Here is a 15,237-nt window from a genome sequence, read left to right on the forward strand (position 1 = left end):
CCGGCGATCTTCATCTCCGCCGGCGAGTCGTCGGGAGACCACCACGGCGCGGCGGTCGCGCGGGAGATTCGCCGGAGGCTGCCCGACGCGAGGCTGTTCGGCATTGGCGGCGGCGAGATGGACGCGGCCGGAGTGTCGAGGCTCGCCGGGCTGGATGAGTTGTCGGTCATGGGGGGGATGGAGGTTCTGCGGCGCCTGCCGGGCTTCCTCCGACTGGAGCGCCGGATCCGGCGTCTCTTCGTGAGGGAGGATGTGCGGCTGTTTCTTCCGATCGACTACCCGGGGCTGAACCTGCGGCTGGCCCGGAGCGCCCGGCGGCAGGGGCGGCGGGTCCTCTACTACATCGCGCCTCAGGTGTGGGCCTGGCGGGAGGGCCGGGCCCGCAAGCTGCGGCGCGACTGCGACCGCGTCCTCACCGTCCTCCCGTTCGAAGCGGCGCTGCTCGAGCGGTACGGTGTGCGCGCGGAGTTCGTCGGACACCCTCTCCTCGACGAGACTCGCGCTCCCGAAGGCGGCCCCGGAGGTCGCGCGGCCGCGGGGCGGCGTCCGTCGGGTGGGAGGAGAGTGGTGGGACTCTTCCCGGGATCGCGGGCGCAGGAGGTCCGGTACATGCTGCCCGTCTTCGCGGAAGCCGCGCGGCGCCTCGCGCGGCGGCATCGGGATCTCGACTTCATCGTCGCGCGCCCCCCGCACCTCCCGAAAGCGCTCTATGCGAAAGCGGGCTTCCCGACCGCGGGGCGCGCGAGGCGACGGCGCGCTCCTGCGCGGCTCTCACGAAGTCCGGCACGATCACGCTCGAACTCGCGCTCGCGGGCGTGCCGATGGTCGTGGGCTACCGCATGGGACGGGTGGAGTGGGCGATCGGCCGCCGGCTCGTGCGCGTTCCCTCCATCGTCCTCGTCAACCTCGTGGCGGAGGCCCCTGTCGTCCCGGAGCTCCTCCAGGACGGGCTGACGGCCGGGCGCGCGGCGGAGGCGCTCGAGGCGCTCCTCGCCGAAGGAGCACCCGCGCGGCTCGAGATGCTGCGCGGCTTCGACGTCGTTCGCGAGCGGCTCGGGCAACCGGGGTGTTCGGCCCGGGTCGCGGAACACGCGGTCGAACTCCTGGCAGGCGGCGCGTCGGCGGGGCCGGGCGCGCCGTGCTGAGCGCCCGCCGCATCCCGCTGGGCATCGCCGTCCGGCTCGTGCGGGCCGCGCTGCCGATCAGCCGGACGTGGCGTTTCCGGCATCCCGACGACCCCGGCCGGCCGTATCGGCCTGTGCTGAAGCGCGAGGTCCACGCGTGCTGGCACGAACACCTTCTTCCGCTCACATGCCTCCTCGCGGGCCAGGAACTCGCCACGCTCGCGAGCCGCGACCGGGATGGCGAGATCATCTCGCGCGTCCTCCGGCGCCTCGGTTATGAGGTGGCCCGGGGCTCCAGCACCCGCGGCGGTTCGGCGGGGTTCCGGCAGTTGGCCCGCTCCTTCGCGGCGGGGCGCGGGGTGATTCTCACGGGGGACGGACCGCGCGGCCCGCGACGATCGCTGAAGGAAGGCGCGGCGCGCATCGCGAAGCTGACCGACAGCGCCGTGACCGTCGTGGGCGTCGCGGCCTCTTCGGGCCGGCGGCTCCCGAGCTGGGATCGCTTTCTCATCCCCGCTCCGGGGGCCACGGTGTTCGTGTCGCTCGCGCCGGTCGTCGCGGATGGCGCGCCGGGCACGGGGGATATACAGGCCGCGCTCCGGTGCCAGGTGGCGCGCTGCGAGCAGGCGGCCCGCGAGGCCCGCTGGTCCCGTCCTCCGGGAGTCGTACGGAGCGGACGGGGGGCGGCGCGGGACGCTTCGCCGCGGCCCGGCCGCGGGACCCCGGCGCGGCGCTCGCTCGAACTCCGCCTCCGCCGCCACTGGCGCCGTTCGCGCGCGGCCCTGCCGCTGAGGGGGCTGGCCCGCATATACGGCGGCGTCCACGACGCCCGGGGCCGCCTCTACGACGCCGGTTTCCTGCTCACGCACTCCGCCGGCATCCCCGTGATATCGGTCGGCGGCGTCACGGTCGGGGGCAGCGGCAAGACGCCGCTCGCGGCCTCCATCGGGCGTACGTTGCGGGAGGCCGGGCATCGCCCGGCCCTCCTCGCGCGGGGATTCGCCGACGAAGTCGACCTGCTCGCGCACGAGGCGCCCGGAGCGTCGATCCGGGGTCACGCGGACCGGCTCCGATCGGGCCGGCGGGCGGCGGCGGAGGGAGCGACGGTCGCCATCGTCGACGATGGCTTTCAGCATCGCCGCCTCTTCCGAGACCTGGACCTCCTCGTGCTCGATCGGGACGCCCTTCGCCGCACGAACGGAGCACGCCTCCCGGCCGGTCCGTTTCGCGAGCGCTGGGATCGCGCCGTCGTCCGCGCGGACGCGATCATCGTCACGGGACGGGAGTCCTGGACGGCCGAAGTGTCCCGCTTCGACGCGGAACTCCGGGACCGCCTGTGGGATCTGGCCCCCGGCGTTCCGGTGGCAACGGCCGTGTTCGGGCACGGACCCCTCGAGGCCGCCAGCGCGGGGGCGCGCGGCTGGCCCGGGTCTCCCGCCCCCCGGCTCGCCTTGACCGGGATCATGAAGCCCAATCTCTTCTTCGCGCAGGCCGGCGCCGCGTGCGCGTCGGTTCGGGAGCGCCTCGCGCTGAGCGATCACGGGAGCCCCTCGCGGCGGGAGCGGACGGCCGCGATCCGGGCGGCGGGACGGGGCGGCGTGCTCACCACGCGCAAGGATCTCGCCCGGCTCCGCCCGTTCTTCGACCCGGGCCTGCCGATCTGGGTACTTCCCGAGACTCTCGCATGGAAGGCCGGGTGGGACGACGTGAGACGTCTGATTCTCGATACGGCATCGGGCCGGCAGGACCGTGATCCGGCGGCCGCGGGGTGACGCGGATCCTCGTGGCTTCGGTCGGGCGGAACCGGGCGACCCTTCTTCGAAGGGCGACGGAGGAGTACGAGGACCGGCTGCGGCGGTACATCCGGTTCGACGCCGTGGTGGTCGAGCCGGCGGGACTTCCGGATGCGCGCGCGGCGGAAGCGCGGGAGCGGGAGGCGGCGGCCCTCGAGCGGCGCCTCCCCGACGAACTGGACCTCATCGCGCTCACGCGCGAGGGCCGGAGCTGGACCACGCGGGCCCTCGCGGACTACCTGGACGACATGCGGACGTACGGACGGCCCGGTGCCGCGTTCGCGATCGGCGGGGCCCACGGGCTTGCCCCGCGGTTGCTCGCCCGCGCACGGACAAGACTCGCGCTTTCGGCCATGACCCTCCCGCACGAGGTGGCCCGGCTCGTCCTCACGGAACAACTCTACCGCGCGGCCACGATTCTCCGTGGCGAGCCGTACCACAAGGGCCCCTGAGCCGCTTATGAGCGGACCGACGAGCGCCCCCGCCGAGTGGTTCAGGGACTGGTTCGGCAGAGCCTACCTCGAGCTGTATCCGCATCGGGACGAGGACGAGGCCGCCCGGGCGGTCGCGCTCTATCGCGAGCGCGCGGGCCTCGCGGCGGGTGCCCGCGTCCTCGACCTCGCCTGCGGTGCGGGCCGGCACCTGCAGCGTCTCCGGGCGGCGGGCCTGCGGGCGGTCGGGATCGACCTTTCCGCCCCGCTCCTGGATGCGGCGCGAACGCGGCCGGGCGTGGATGGGTCCCTCGTCCGGGCGGACATGCGCGGACTCCCCTTCGCGGCCGGGGCGTTCGACGGTCTCGTGAACTTCTTCACCTCCTTCGGCTACTTTCTCACGCCGGAGGAGGACGTCGAGGTCCTGCGGGAGATCCGGCGCGTGCTGCGGCCCGGCGCCCCTTTCCTGATGGACTATCTGCACGCGGCCTGGGTCATCGACCGTCTCGACCCCGAATCCGTGGGCGAGATCAACGGAACTCCCGTGAGGCAGACGCGGTGGGTGGAAGGAGATCAGGTCTTCAAGCGAATCGAGATCGGCGGCACCGCGGACCGGGAACCGGAGGTCTATCACGAGCGCGTGCGCCTCTATTCCCCGGAGGCGCTGCAGCGGCTCCTGCGCGAGCAGGGACTCGAGGCGACGAACACGTTCGGCGGTTATGACGGGGCGCCGTTCCAGAGCGACTCGGCTCGCCTTCTCCTGCTGGGACGGACCCTTTGAACCCGCCCGACAACCCGGAAATCCTCCCCCGGCCCCTGGGCGTCCCCGGCTCCATCGCGCACGCGGTGCTGGGAGCCGATGATCCCGGCCTTCTGCCGCTCGCCAGCCGTCTTTCCGGGATCCACCCTGCGCCCTCGCGCCGCTCCCGGCTGGAGCCCGATGCCTTCGGCGTTTCCGGGCCCGGCGTCCGCGCGCGCCTCGAGTCCGTCCTCCGGGGGCAGGGAGCCTTCGTCACGACGGGGCACCAGCCCATCCTCCTCCTCGGACCTCTCTACGTCCTCTACAAGGCCCTCACCGCCATCTCGCTCGCCGCCCGGCTGGAGAAGGCGCTCGGCGCGCCCGTCGTCCCCCTCTTCTGGATCGCCTCGGATGACCACGACTGGGCCGAGGTGGGAGGCACGACGATCCTCGACCCTTCCGACGCGCCGCGGACGCTCGCCCTGCCGGTGCCCCCCGGTGGCGAGCGCCGATCCGTGGGATCCCATGTCCTGGACGGGCGCGGAATGGAGGTCCTCGACGCCCTCCCCGAAATCGTTCCTGAATTGGAGTTTACGGCGCACTACCTCGAGCTGGTGCGAGATGCCTATGCGGAGGGACGGTCCGTGTCCGCGGCCTTCGCCCGGCTCCTCGCGGGGGTCCTCGGCGATCGGGAGTACGCGTGGATCGATTCCGCGCGGCCCGAGGTTCGGCGCGCCGCGGCTTCGTTCCACCGGCGGCTTCTCTCCGACTGGGACGGCATCCTCGAGGCCGAGGCGGCGGGCGTGCGTGCGCTGCGGACGTCGGGGTTCGAGGCGCCGATCCCGCGCGTGGAGGATGCGCTGCCGCTGTTCTTCGACGCGGGCGGCGGCCGGCATCGCGTCCGGCGCGACGGGACGGCGCCCCCGGAAGCCTGGCTCGAACGGCTTGAATCCGCGCCCGAGGGGTTTTCGCCGAACGTCGCGTCCCGCCCTGCGCTCGAATCGTACCTCCTTCCCGTGGCCGCAACGGTGCTGGGACCCGGCGAAATCGCGTACTGGAGCCAGCTCGGGCCGCTGTTCGGCGCCCTCGATGTCCCCCTGCCGTCCGTCCAGCCGCGCGCGGCATGGACGCTGGTCGAGGCGCGCACGCGACGGATTCTCGAGCGCACCGGGCTTTCGCCGCAGGATCTGGCCATGGGGGCCGACCCGGTCGTGGAACGGCTCACGCGGGAGGCGCGGCCGGAAGCGGTGGTGCGGGCCCTCGGCCGTTTTCGGGAGGGGATCGAGACCGGCATGGCCGCGATCGAGGAGGCCGTGGCCGAAGAGGTGCCGGGACTCCGGGGGGCGGCGGGGAAGATGCGGAAAGGCATCCTCGACGCGGCCTCCGAACTGTCCCGTCAGGTGGACCGCGCGACCCGGGAACGGCTCGACGTCCGGCTGGGCCAGGTGCGTCGCGCGGGGGCGAACCTCTTCCCGCGCCGGCGCCCTCAGGAACGCGTGCTGAACCCGCTCTCCTTCCTCTGCCGCTACGGGCCCGGACTCGTGGGGCGGCTGGCCCGCGAAACCGACCGCCGGGTCGCGTCCTTCTTGGCGGGTCGCGCGGAAGATGGATAGCTTTCGGCGTTCGCGGGTACATCGTCCCGGAGCAGGCGCCTGGCAAGGCCCCGCGAACGGACGTTCTTCCACGGAGGGCGCGACAATGAGCGGCACGGGAGATCCGAGATGACCTTCGCCTTCATGGTCGTCCTCGGGCTGATCGTCCTCATCCCCGTGCTCGCCATCGTGATCGACTCTCCCCTCTCCGAAGCCCTGGCGCGGCGGATCGGGAACACCGACTCGGGCACGAACCAGTCGGCGCGCATCGACGCCCTGGAACAGGAGATCCAGTACCTGACGCAGGCGGTCGAGGGCATCCGGGAAGAGACCGCCTTCGTGCGCGCACTCGTGGAGGGAGACGAAGCGCTCCCGGCACTTCCCGCCCGGGACGCGGGCCGGCCGGCCGGAGACGACGGGGAGCGTTGATCTGACCGAGGGGAAGGCGCCGGGGCAGGGCCGTTCCGCGACCCGCGTCGCCGCCGGTATTCTCGCCAGCCGCATCACCGGGTTTCTGCGAGACGTCATCATCGCCGCCACGTTCGGGGTCGGGCCGGTCACGGACGCCTACGCGGCCGCACTCAAGATCCCGAACGCCTTTCGCAACCTGCTCAGCGAAGGCGCCCTCTCGGCCTCCTTCGTGCCGGTGTTCTCCTCGTTGACGGAGCGGGGCGACACGGCCGGCGCGCGCAGGCTCGCGCAGGGCGTGCTGGGCGGCCTCCTCATCCTCTCCGCCCTCGTCGTGGCCGCGGTCGTCGCCGCCGCGCCCTGGCTGCTGGGGATCCTCGCGCCCGGCTACGATGCCGAGTTGAGCGAGCTTACGACGCGCCTGGTGCGCATCCTCTTTCCCATGTCGGGCGTGATGATCGTCGGTGCGTGGTGTCTCGGCATCCTCACGAGCCACCGCCGTTTCTTCCTCCCCTTCGCCGCGCCGGTCGTCTGGAACCTGTCCCAGATCGCCGGCCTCCTGCTCGGGGCGCGGCTGGGCTGGGCGCCGCTCATCGTCGTGCTCACCTGGTCGACTCTCATCGGGAGCGTGCTGCAGGTCGCGGTCCAGCTCCCCGCCGTGTACCGCCTGCTCGGGACGCTCCGGCCGCGGGTCGACCTCCGCTTCGAGCCCACGCGCCGCGTCGCGCGCAACGCCATGCCGGTCGCGGCGGGACAGGGGATCTTCCAGCTCTCGAGCCTGACGGATGTGTTCGTCGCCAGCCTCCTCGCCGAGGGCGCGCTCACGGGCATCTACTTCGCGCAGCGCATCGCGATGGTGCCGATGGCCCTTTTCGGCGCCTCCGTGGCGGTGGCCGCGCTACCGGAGATGTCCCGCGAGAAGGGGGTCGAGGCCCTGCGGTCCCATCTCTCCACCGGCGTGCGGCGGGTCGCCTACTTCATCCTTCCATCGGTCGCCGTGCTCCTCCTGCTCGGGGACCTCGTGACGTCGCTCATCTACGAACGGGGGGCGTTCGAGGCCGAACACGTCCCGGTCGTGCGGTGGGCCCTGGGCGCCTACGCGCTGGGGCTCGTCGCGACCGGCCTCACGAAGCTGTTCGCGAGCGCGTTCCACGCCCTCCAGGACACGCGCACGCCGGTGAAGTACGCCATGGCCGGGGTGGGGGCCGGAATCCTCATCGGAGCGGCGACCGCGCTGTGGATGGAGGACCGCGGGTTCGGGCTGCGCGCCGCGGCCGGCCTCGTGTTCGGCAGTTCGGTCGGAGCCTGGATCAACCTCATCCTGCTCGTGCGCGGACTGAGCCGGCGGGGTGCGGGGGGATGGTTCCTCCCGGTGCGGCGTTCGCTCGGCCGCATGGCGGCCGGCGCCGGCCTCGCGAGCGGCGCCTTCCTGGCGGTCCGCTCCCTGCTCGGGGCCCGCGTCCCGGACGGATTCCTCGGCGACGCGGCCCTCCTCGCGGCCGCGCTCATCGCGGGCGGGCTCTGCTATGCCGGCTGCGCCGGTCTCCCGACCGGGCTGCGGACCGTCGGGGCGCCCCCGCCCGAGGAGGGAAGGGGATGAGCGGGGAGGGGGTGTCGCGAGGGCCGGATCGCGACGCACTTCGCGGGCAGGCCCGGGGGCTGGGTCACGAGCCCGGCGTGTACCTGTTCCGGGATGCCGCAGGTGAGGTTCTCTACGTGGGAAAGGCGAAGTCGCTCCGCTCGCGCGTCGCCTCCTATTTCGGCGCCGAGGCGAGCCGTTCCGTGAAGCTCGTCCGTCTCGTGCGGGAGATCGACAGCATCGAGACCTTCCCCGTGCGCTCGGAAGCCGAAGCCCTCCTCCTCGAATGGAACCTCATCCGCGAGTTCGGCCCGCGCTTCAACATCCAGCTCCGCGACGACAAGAGCTATCCGTACATCAAGGTGACGGTCGGGGAGCCCTTTCCGCGGATCTTCGTGACGCGCCGACTGAGGGATGACGGCTCGCGGTACCTGGGTCCCTTCACCGATGTCGGGGCGATGCGGCGCGCGCTGCGCACGATCAAGAAGATGTACACCGTGCGGTCGTGCCATTACCGAATGCCGGCGGAGCTTCCGCCCCGGCCCTGTCTCGACTATCACATCGGGCGCTGCAAGGCGCCGTGCGCGGGCCTCCAGTCCGAAGCGGACTACCGGACGATGATCGACGAGATCCTCGAGATCCTCGGAGGGCGGACGGGGGCCGTGAGGCGCTCGGTGGAGGACCGGATGGAGGAGGCCGCCGAAGCGCTGGACTACGAACGGGCGGGGGAGTTGAGGGACGTATTGCGCGGCCTTGACCAGCTCGAGAGCCGGCAGGCGGCGATCGACCCCAGGGGCGGGAGCCACGACGCGATCGGATTCGCGCGCCAGCCGGCGGGCGGCTCGGTGTGCGGGATCGTGTTGAGGGTGAGGGAGGGAAGGCTCGTCGGCCGCCGGGTGCACTATCTCGCGAACGTCGGGGATGAGCCGGACGAAGCCGTGCTCGGCGCTCTGGTGAAGGGGTACTATCTGCGCCAGGCGGATGATGTCCCGTCGGAACTGCTCGTTGCTGACCCGTTCGACGAGCAGGACCTCGTGGAGGAGTACCTTTCCGGCGTCGCCGGACACCGCTTCCGCATCCGCGTGCCGGCGCGCGGGCCCGGGCTGGAACTGACGCGGGCCGCGAGCCGGAACGCGGCGCATGTGCTGGAGCGGGACCGGTTGGAGCGCGGCGACGAGGCGGAGGTCGGGGTCGAAGCGGCGGGGCCGCCGCCCGCCGCGGCGCGGCTCGCGGAGGCGCTCGCGCTGGAGGCGCCCGCGCGGGACCTCGTCTGCTTCGACGTGTCGACGCTCGCGGGCCGGGAGTCCGTCGGCAGTTGCGTGTGGCTGCGGGACGGCCGGCCGCACAAGGATGAGTACCGCAGGTTCCGGATCCGGGACTCGGAGGAGGGGCGGACCGATGATTACGCCATGATGCAGGAGATCGTCTCGCGCTACTTCGACCGGCGCGTCCGGGAGGGGCGTGCGCTGCCCGACCTCGTCGTCGTGGACGGGGGCAGGGGGCAGCTGTCGGCGGCGCGGCAGGCCATGGATGGCGCGGGCGTCTCGGACCTGCCCACCGTGGCCCTCGCGAAGCGCGAAGAGGAGGTGTTCCGGCCCGGGACCCCGACGCCGCTGCGGCTTCCGCGCGCGGACCCGGGCCTGCACTGGCTGCAGCGGGCGCGCGATGAGGCCCACCGCTTCGCGCTCCGCTACAACCGGACCCTGCGCCGGCGCCGCGCCCTCAGATCGAGGCTGAGCGAGATCCCGGGGGTGGGACCGGAGCGCGAGCAGCGCCTGCTGGAGCGGTTCGGCAGTCTCGACCTCATCCGCCGGGCCACGCCCGCGCAGCTCGCGCGCACGCCGGGGATCGGCCCGGCGACCGCCACGTCGATCCTCGCCGCCCTCCGCGACGACGACCCGGCCCGGGGAGCCGCCTCGTGATGCGGGGAGGACGCCCTCCCGCGGGTCTGTGCGCGCGCTGCCGTCACCGCCGGTGGATCCGGAGCGACCGCGGATCCGCTTTCCTCCTGTGCCGGCTCTCGCGCACGGACCCGCGCTTCCGGCGCTATCCGACGCTGCCCGTGCTGCGCTGCGCCGGCTTCCAGGCGGAAGAGGAGGCTCCGTGACCGCTCCGACCGCCCTGCCGGCGCGGGTCCGAACCCGTTTCGCGCCGAGCCCGACCGGAGCCCTCCACCTGGGCAACGCCCGCACCGCGATCCTGAACTGGCTCTTCGCGCGGCGGCACGGCGGCGACTTTGTGCTCCGCCTCGAGGATACGGACACCGAGCGGGCCGTACCGAGGGGGGAGGAGATGATCTACGAGGCCCTCGACTGGCTCGGCATCGCCCCCGACGAGGGCCCGCGGGAGGGGGGGCCGTTCGCGCCGTACCGCCAGTTGGCGCGCGCCGACCGGCATCGGGCCCGGGCGGCGGCTCTGCTGGAGTCGGGGAGGGCCTTCCGCTGCTACTGCCGGCCGGACGAACTCGAGGCGAGGCGGGAGGCCGCGATCGCGGCGGGGGAGCCCACCGGACGCGATGCGCGCTGCCGCGACCTTCCCGCCGAGTTGGCGCGCCGCCACGAGGCGGAGGGGCGGGAGGCCGCGATCCGGCTTCGCGTGGACCCCGGGCCCGTCGAGTTCACCGATCTCCTGAAGGGCACCCTCTCGATCGACGGCGACGACCTCGGGGACCTGGTCCTCGTACGGAGCGACGGGCGGCCCACATACAACTTCGCCGTCGCGGTGGACGACATCGAGATGGAGATCAGCCACGTGATCCGGGGCGTGGGCCATCTCTCGAACACACCCAAGCAGGTGCTCCTGTACCGCGCCTTCGGAGTGAGGCCTCCGGAGTTCGTCCACATCCCGACCGTCCTCGCCCCCGGGGGAGGGAAGCTCTCCAAGCGGCGCGGCGCGGCCGGGGTCCTCGACTACCGGGAGCGGGGGTTCCATCCGGATGCCGTGGTCAACTACCTGTCGCTCCTCTCGTGGTCCTCGGAGGACGGGGAGGAGTTCCTGAGCCGGGAGGCGCTCGTGGAGCGGATCGACCTCGACCGGTTGGGGGCGGCCGATACCGAGGTGGACGAGGAGAAGATGACCTGGCTGTCGGGACAGCACCTGCGGGCGGAACCGGCGGGTCGTCTGGCCCGCGACTGGGCGGGGCGGCTCGACGTGGAGGGGCTGGGGCTGAACGACGCCGATCTCCGCCGCGCGGCGGAAGTCTTCGCCAAACGCACGCGTCTCCTCTCCGATGTCGCGTCCGAGGTCGAGCCGATCTACCGCGCGCCGGAGACCGGCGGAGCCGCCGCGCGGGAGTCGCTCTCCGCCCCGGCGGCCGCGACCGCGATCCGCCTCGCCCGCGCGGCGTGGGCGGACACGGCGTGGCGACCCGAACCCCTCGCGGCGGCGCTTCGCGGCGCGATGCGCGACGCCGGGCTCGCGGGGCGTACCTTCTTTCCGCCCGTCCGGGTCGCCCTGACCGGGCAGCTTCACGGCCCCGACCTGGGCGAGGTCGCCTACGCGCTCGGACAGGAGCGCACCCTGGCCCGCCTCGCGGCGGCGATGCCGTCCGCGCCATCGGAAACCGGCGATTGACGAACAAGGAGCGAAGCGTATGAGCTGGCGCCTCGAATGCGGCCTCTGCGAGCGACCCGTCGCCCGGGGGCTGGCCACAGTGTGCCCGGACCCGGACTGCTCGAAGCCCCTGCTGGCCCGCTACGACCTCGGAGCCCTGGACGGGGAGGCGCTGCGGCGGGCATGGACGGGGCGACAGGGCGGCATGTGGCGCTTTCGGGAGATCATGCCCGTCGAGCCGAGCGAGGATCCGGTGACGCTCGGCGAGGGCGGCACGCCGCTGCTCGAGATCGAGATCGGAGGGGAGTTCGAGGGCCTCACGCTCATGGTGAAGGACGAGGGCCTCAACCCCACGGGAAGCTTCAAGGACCGGGGCCTCTGCGCGGCCGTCACGCGGGCGGTGCACGAGGGGGCGACCGACCTCGTCATCCCGAGCGCCGGAAACGCGGGTGCGGCCCTCGCGGCCTACGCGGCGCGCGCGGGCGTGCCCTCTCGCCTCTTTATCCCCGAAGACACGCCGGAGGGCGTCGCCCGGCGCTGCGAGCACTACGGCGCGGACATCGTCCGGGTCGACGGACTCATCGACGAATGCGGCCGCCTCTCCGCCGAATACGGCGCGGAAACGGGCGCGTTCAACATCTCCACGCTGAAGGAGCCGTACCGGATCGAAGGGAAGAAGACGATGATGCTCGAGATTGTCGAAGCCCTCGGCTGGAGGGCGCCCGACGCCATCGTCTATCCCACCGGTGGCGGCACCGGCCTCATCGGCAGCGCCAAGACGCTGGCGGAACTGCGGGAACTCGGCCTGGTCGACGGGGACACGCGGCTCTATGCCGTGCAGGGCACGGGCTGCGCGCCCATCGTGCGGGCGCATGCGGCGGGCGAGACGTACGCCGAGCCGTGGCGAAACGCCTCGACCGAAGCCTGGGGGCTTCGCGTCCCGGGCGCGCTCGGAGACTTCCTGATGCTGGAAGCCATCCGCGAATCGGGCGGAGGCGGGGTCGCCGTTTCCGACGAGGCGATGAAGGATGGCGCCCTCGAACTCGGCGCGGCCGGCGTGGGGGCCTCGATCGAGGGCGGAGCTACGCTCGCGGGAGCGCGCGAACTCCGGCGAGCCGGGGAGTTGCGCGATGGCGAGACCGTCGTCCTCTTCAACACCGCACACCTCCTCACGTACTAGCGCGGGCGGTCGCAACCGCGCGCGGGGCTCCGTGCGCTGCGGGGGGCTTCCGGCTACCTTGACCGTGGTTGCGACTCAAAACAGAAACAGGGGTTCAGAGCGATGTCGAACATGGTGCGTACTGGCGCGAGAGCGGCGACCGCCGCCACCCTCGCGTCGATCTTCACTTCCGCGGGACTCTTCGGGCAGGAATGCGAGTTCGACGCGAACAGCGCGGCCTCGACGGCTTCGGAGGCGATTCAGAGGCTCACCGAGGCCCCGACGGCCGCCGACAGCACGACCATCTTCGAGGAGGCGTGGGCGGCGCTCGGATCGGATCTGGACAGCGACAACCCGGTGGTCCCCCTGCTGGGCGCCCAGATCCAGATAGGTCTCGGCAACTTCCCGGCTGCCGTGGAGTTTCTTGACCGCTACGACGCCACCGCGGCGCCCGAGTGCATGATGCACGGGCAGGCACAGCGGTACAACGCCTGGGTCCGGCTCTACAACCAGGGTGTGACGGCCTACGGCGCATCCGACTACGAGACGGCGCTCGACGCCTTCGTGCTTGCGAACGATTTCAATCCCGACCTCCGCACGTACAGCAATGCGGCCCTCCTGCAGTCCCAACTGGGCGACAACGCGGGTGCGATCGAGACGTACCAGGCCGCGCTCGCCGCGGACATTCCCGACGCGGACACGGAGTCGCTGCGCGGCATCGTCCGCGGACTCGGCGAAATGCTGGCGGCGGAAGGCAGGGCGGATGAAGCCCTCCAGACGTACCGCGACTACCTCGCCGGGAATCCGGACGATGTCGTGATCCAGATCCAGTATGCGGGAGTCCTGGCCGATGAGGGGCAGGCCGAGGAGTCGGCCGCGATCTATGCCGAAACCCTGGAGCGAGCGGATCTGACGTACCAGCAGTGGCTCGAAGTCGGGGTGGGGTTCTACAACGCCCAGAATTTCCCGGACGCGGCGACCGCCTTCGCGAACGCCCGCGAGGGGAACGCCTACAGCAAGGAAGCGATGGAGAACTACGTCAACGCCTCCATCCAGTCGGGCCGGCCCGGGCCCGTCATCGCGCTCGCGGACACCTTGACGCAGTGGTATCCCTACGATGCGCTCGCTCACCAGTTGAAGTTCCAGGCGCTCGGACGCGCCGAAATGAACGAGCAGGCGATGGAGGCCATGGGCGTGGAGCAGGAGTTGCCGCTCTCCGTCACGTTCGCGCAGATGGCCCCTGCCGCGAACGGCCGGTACATCGTGCAGCTCGCGTTTACGAACCGCACCGCCTCCGGCACGCTGCAGATGGCGTTCGAGTTCGTCGACGCCGGCGGGCAGGTCGTCACGGAGCATACGCAGGCCTTCGGGGCCGATTCCGGCAGCTTCACCTTCGAGATCCAGTCCGACGTGCCCCTGGCCGGGTTCCGGTACGGAACGATCGGCGGCTGACCGCCCGGCAGACCGTGCCTGGCCGGGGCGTGGCCCGCCCGGCCGCGGGTCCAGGCACGGGCCGCTCCCGGGAAGCCGGGGCGGCCCGCTAGCCTCGCGCTAGCAGGGGTTTGCCACGGGCTGCTAAACCATGATTCGAATCGCCAGCGTCGAGCCGGGTTCGATCGCCGCAGATCTCGAACTGCCGGCGGGTCTCGCCGTGCTCGAGATCAACGACAAGCCCATCCGGGACGGCCTGGACCTTCTCTTCTACCAGGCGGAGCCGACGCTCCGGGTGCTCACCGAGCAGCGGTCCGGTGAGCGGTTCCTGTTCGAGATCGAGAAACCGGCGGACGAACCCCTCGGCATCGTCCCGGAGCCCGACAAGATCCGCCGCTGCACGAACGCGTGCCCCTTCTGCTTCGTGAAGGGAAACCCGAAATTCGACAAGCTTCGGGCGCCCCTCTATGTGAAGGATGACGACTATCGGCTGTCCTTCCTGCACGGCCACTACATCACGCTGACGAACCTGCGTCCCGATGACTGGGACCGGATATTCGAACAGCGGCTCTCCCCGCTCTACGTGAGCGTCCACTCGATGGACCCCGCGGTCCGGCTGGGGATGCTGAAGAACCCTCGGAGCGCGAATATCGGACAGGATCTCGACCGGTTGGCCGAGGGCCGCATCGTCGTGCACGCGCAGGTCGTCCTCTGTCCGGAGGTGAACGACGGCGAACACCTGAGGCGAACGATCGAGGACCTCTATCGCCGCGGGGACGCGATCCGGTCGCTCTCCATCGTACCCGTGGGCCTGACCTCGTGGAACGCGGCGCCGGGCGGGCGGACGCTCGAACCGGAGGAATGTCGCGAGGCGCTCGACGCCGTGGACGCGATCCGCGAGCGGGCGCTGTCGGAGCGGGGGCAGGGGTGGTGCTACGCCGCCGACGAAATGTACCTGCAGGCGGGACTCGAGCCGCCCGGCGCCGCGTACTTCGACGACCATGAACTCGAGAGCAACGGCGTCGGGGCGATCTCTACCCTGACGGATCGCGTGACCGGACAGCTGGAGGCGCTCCACCCGCTGGAAGGGTGCCGCGTCGTAGCGGTCACGGGGACCTCGATGGGGCCGACGCTGACCCGCCTCGCGGGCCGCATCGCGCGACGCACCGGCGCCGAGGTGTCGACGGTGGCGGCCGAGAACACGCTGTACGGGCCGACGGTCACGACGGCCGGCCTCCTGCCGGGCGCGGATCACCGGAGCGCACTTCGCGGCGCGGGGGACTTCGACGTGGCCCTGTTCTCGGCGCAGGCGCTGAACGACGGCGACCTCTTTCTCGACGACGTCAGCCTCTCCGAACTGCAGGCCGATTTTCCCGGCCGCCGGGTCGAGCCTTCCCACGACCTCGTCGACGTCCTCTCGCGGCTCTAG

Annotated in this window: 13 protein-coding genes and 1 pseudogene; all 14 read left to right on the forward strand. The window is 72.0% G+C overall.

Annotation, left to right across the window (positions count from 1 at the left end; all coding sequences use genetic code 11):
* Positions 1 to 12 precede the first annotated feature (12 nt).
* A pseudogene (locus ACOGI9_RS05590) lies at positions 13 to 669 on the forward strand (lipid-A-disaccharide synthase); the annotation flags it as partial.
* A complete protein-coding gene (locus ACOGI9_RS05595; RefSeq protein ID WP_419859243.1) occupies positions 585 to 1,145 on the forward strand; it encodes a hypothetical protein in 561 nt (186 codons plus the stop codon). The pseudogene ACOGI9_RS05590 and the gene ACOGI9_RS05595, both read left to right, overlap by 85 nt.
* Positions 1,139 to 2,896, forward strand: a complete 1,758-nt coding sequence (locus ACOGI9_RS05600) for a tetraacyldisaccharide 4'-kinase (RefSeq protein WP_419858891.1) — start codon at positions 1,139 to 1,141, stop codon at positions 2,894 to 2,896. The genes ACOGI9_RS05595 and ACOGI9_RS05600 overlap by 7 nt, the downstream gene beginning before the upstream one ends.
* Positions 2,893 to 3,369, forward strand: a complete 477-nt coding sequence (locus ACOGI9_RS05605; protein WP_419858892.1) for a 23S rRNA (pseudouridine(1915)-N(3))-methyltransferase RlmH — start codon at positions 2,893 to 2,895, stop codon at positions 3,367 to 3,369. The genes ACOGI9_RS05600 and ACOGI9_RS05605 overlap by 4 nt, the downstream gene beginning before the upstream one ends.
* Positions 3,370 to 3,376: 7 nt before the next feature.
* Positions 3,377 to 4,129: a class I SAM-dependent methyltransferase gene (locus ACOGI9_RS05610; protein ID WP_419858893.1), complete on the forward strand. Its 753-nt coding sequence runs from the start codon at positions 3,377 to 3,379 to the stop codon at positions 4,127 to 4,129.
* Positions 4,126 to 5,700, forward strand: coding sequence for a bacillithiol biosynthesis cysteine-adding enzyme BshC (gene bshC / locus ACOGI9_RS05615; protein WP_419858894.1), 1,575 nt, complete (start codon positions 4,126 to 4,128; stop codon positions 5,698 to 5,700). The genes ACOGI9_RS05610 and bshC overlap by 4 nt, the downstream gene beginning before the upstream one ends.
* A gap of 108 nt (positions 5,701 to 5,808) precedes the next feature.
* Positions 5,809 to 6,108 (forward strand): hypothetical protein, encoded by a 300-nt coding sequence (locus ACOGI9_RS05620; RefSeq protein WP_419858895.1) that lies wholly within the window; start codon positions 5,809 to 5,811, stop codon positions 6,106 to 6,108.
* A gap of 1 nt (position 6,109) precedes the next feature.
* Positions 6,110 to 7,687: a murein biosynthesis integral membrane protein MurJ gene (murJ, locus tag ACOGI9_RS05625; protein ID WP_419859244.1), complete on the forward strand. Its 1,578-nt coding sequence runs from the start codon at positions 6,110 to 6,112 to the stop codon at positions 7,685 to 7,687.
* Positions 7,684 to 9,588 carry an excinuclease ABC subunit UvrC gene (uvrC, locus tag ACOGI9_RS05630; protein ID WP_419858896.1) on the forward strand — a complete coding sequence of 635 codons (1,905 nt, stop codon included), beginning with the start codon at positions 7,684 to 7,686 and terminating at the stop codon, positions 9,586 to 9,588. Before murJ ends, uvrC begins: the two co-directional genes overlap by 4 nt.
* The gene (locus ACOGI9_RS05635) at positions 9,585 to 9,773 is read left to right on the forward strand and encodes a hypothetical protein (RefSeq protein WP_419858897.1); all 189 of its coding nucleotides are present in this window, start codon (positions 9,585 to 9,587) and stop codon (positions 9,771 to 9,773) included. The genes uvrC and ACOGI9_RS05635 overlap by 4 nt, the downstream gene beginning before the upstream one ends.
* Positions 9,770 to 11,239, forward strand: coding sequence for a glutamate--tRNA ligase (gene gltX, locus ACOGI9_RS05640; RefSeq protein ID WP_419858898.1), 1,470 nt, complete (start codon positions 9,770 to 9,772; stop codon positions 11,237 to 11,239). Before ACOGI9_RS05635 ends, gltX begins: the two co-directional genes overlap by 4 nt.
* Before the next feature lie 19 nt (positions 11,240 to 11,258).
* A complete protein-coding gene (locus ACOGI9_RS05645) occupies positions 11,259 to 12,398 on the forward strand; it encodes a threonine synthase (RefSeq protein WP_419858899.1) in 1,140 nt (379 codons plus the stop codon).
* A gap of 111 nt (positions 12,399 to 12,509) precedes the next feature.
* Positions 12,510 to 13,829 carry a tetratricopeptide repeat protein gene (locus ACOGI9_RS05650; protein WP_419858900.1) on the forward strand — a complete coding sequence of 440 codons (1,320 nt, stop codon included), beginning with the start codon at positions 12,510 to 12,512 and terminating at the stop codon, positions 13,827 to 13,829.
* A 130-nt stretch (positions 13,830 to 13,959) separates the two neighbouring features.
* A complete protein-coding gene (locus ACOGI9_RS05655; RefSeq protein WP_419858901.1) occupies positions 13,960 to 15,237 on the forward strand; it encodes a DUF512 domain-containing protein in 1,278 nt (425 codons plus the stop codon).

This window comes from Candidatus Palauibacter irciniicola (genome assembly GCF_965208695.1).
In the GTDB taxonomy this organism is placed as follows: Bacteria; Gemmatimonadota; Gemmatimonadetes; order Palauibacterales; family Palauibacteraceae; genus Palauibacter; species Palauibacter irciniicola.

Coding starts and splice junctions, on each gene's coding strand:
- ACOGI9_RS05610 (WP_419858893.1), top strand. CDS start 3,377: ATGAGCGGACCGACGAGCGCCCCCGCCGAGTGGTTCAGGGACTGGTTC.
- ACOGI9_RS05620 (WP_419858895.1), top strand. CDS start 5,809: ATGACCTTCGCCTTCATGGTCGTCCTCGGGCTGATCGTCCTCATCCCC.
- uvrC (WP_419858896.1), top strand. CDS start 7,684: ATGAGCGGGGAGGGGGTGTCGCGAGGGCCGGATCGCGACGCACTTCGC.
- ACOGI9_RS05645 (WP_419858899.1), top strand. CDS start 11,259: ATGAGCTGGCGCCTCGAATGCGGCCTCTGCGAGCGACCCGTCGCCCGG.
- ACOGI9_RS05650 (WP_419858900.1), top strand. CDS start 12,510: ATGGTGCGTACTGGCGCGAGAGCGGCGACCGCCGCCACCCTCGCGTCG.
- ACOGI9_RS05655 (WP_419858901.1), top strand. CDS start 13,960: ATGATTCGAATCGCCAGCGTCGAGCCGGGTTCGATCGCCGCAGATCTC.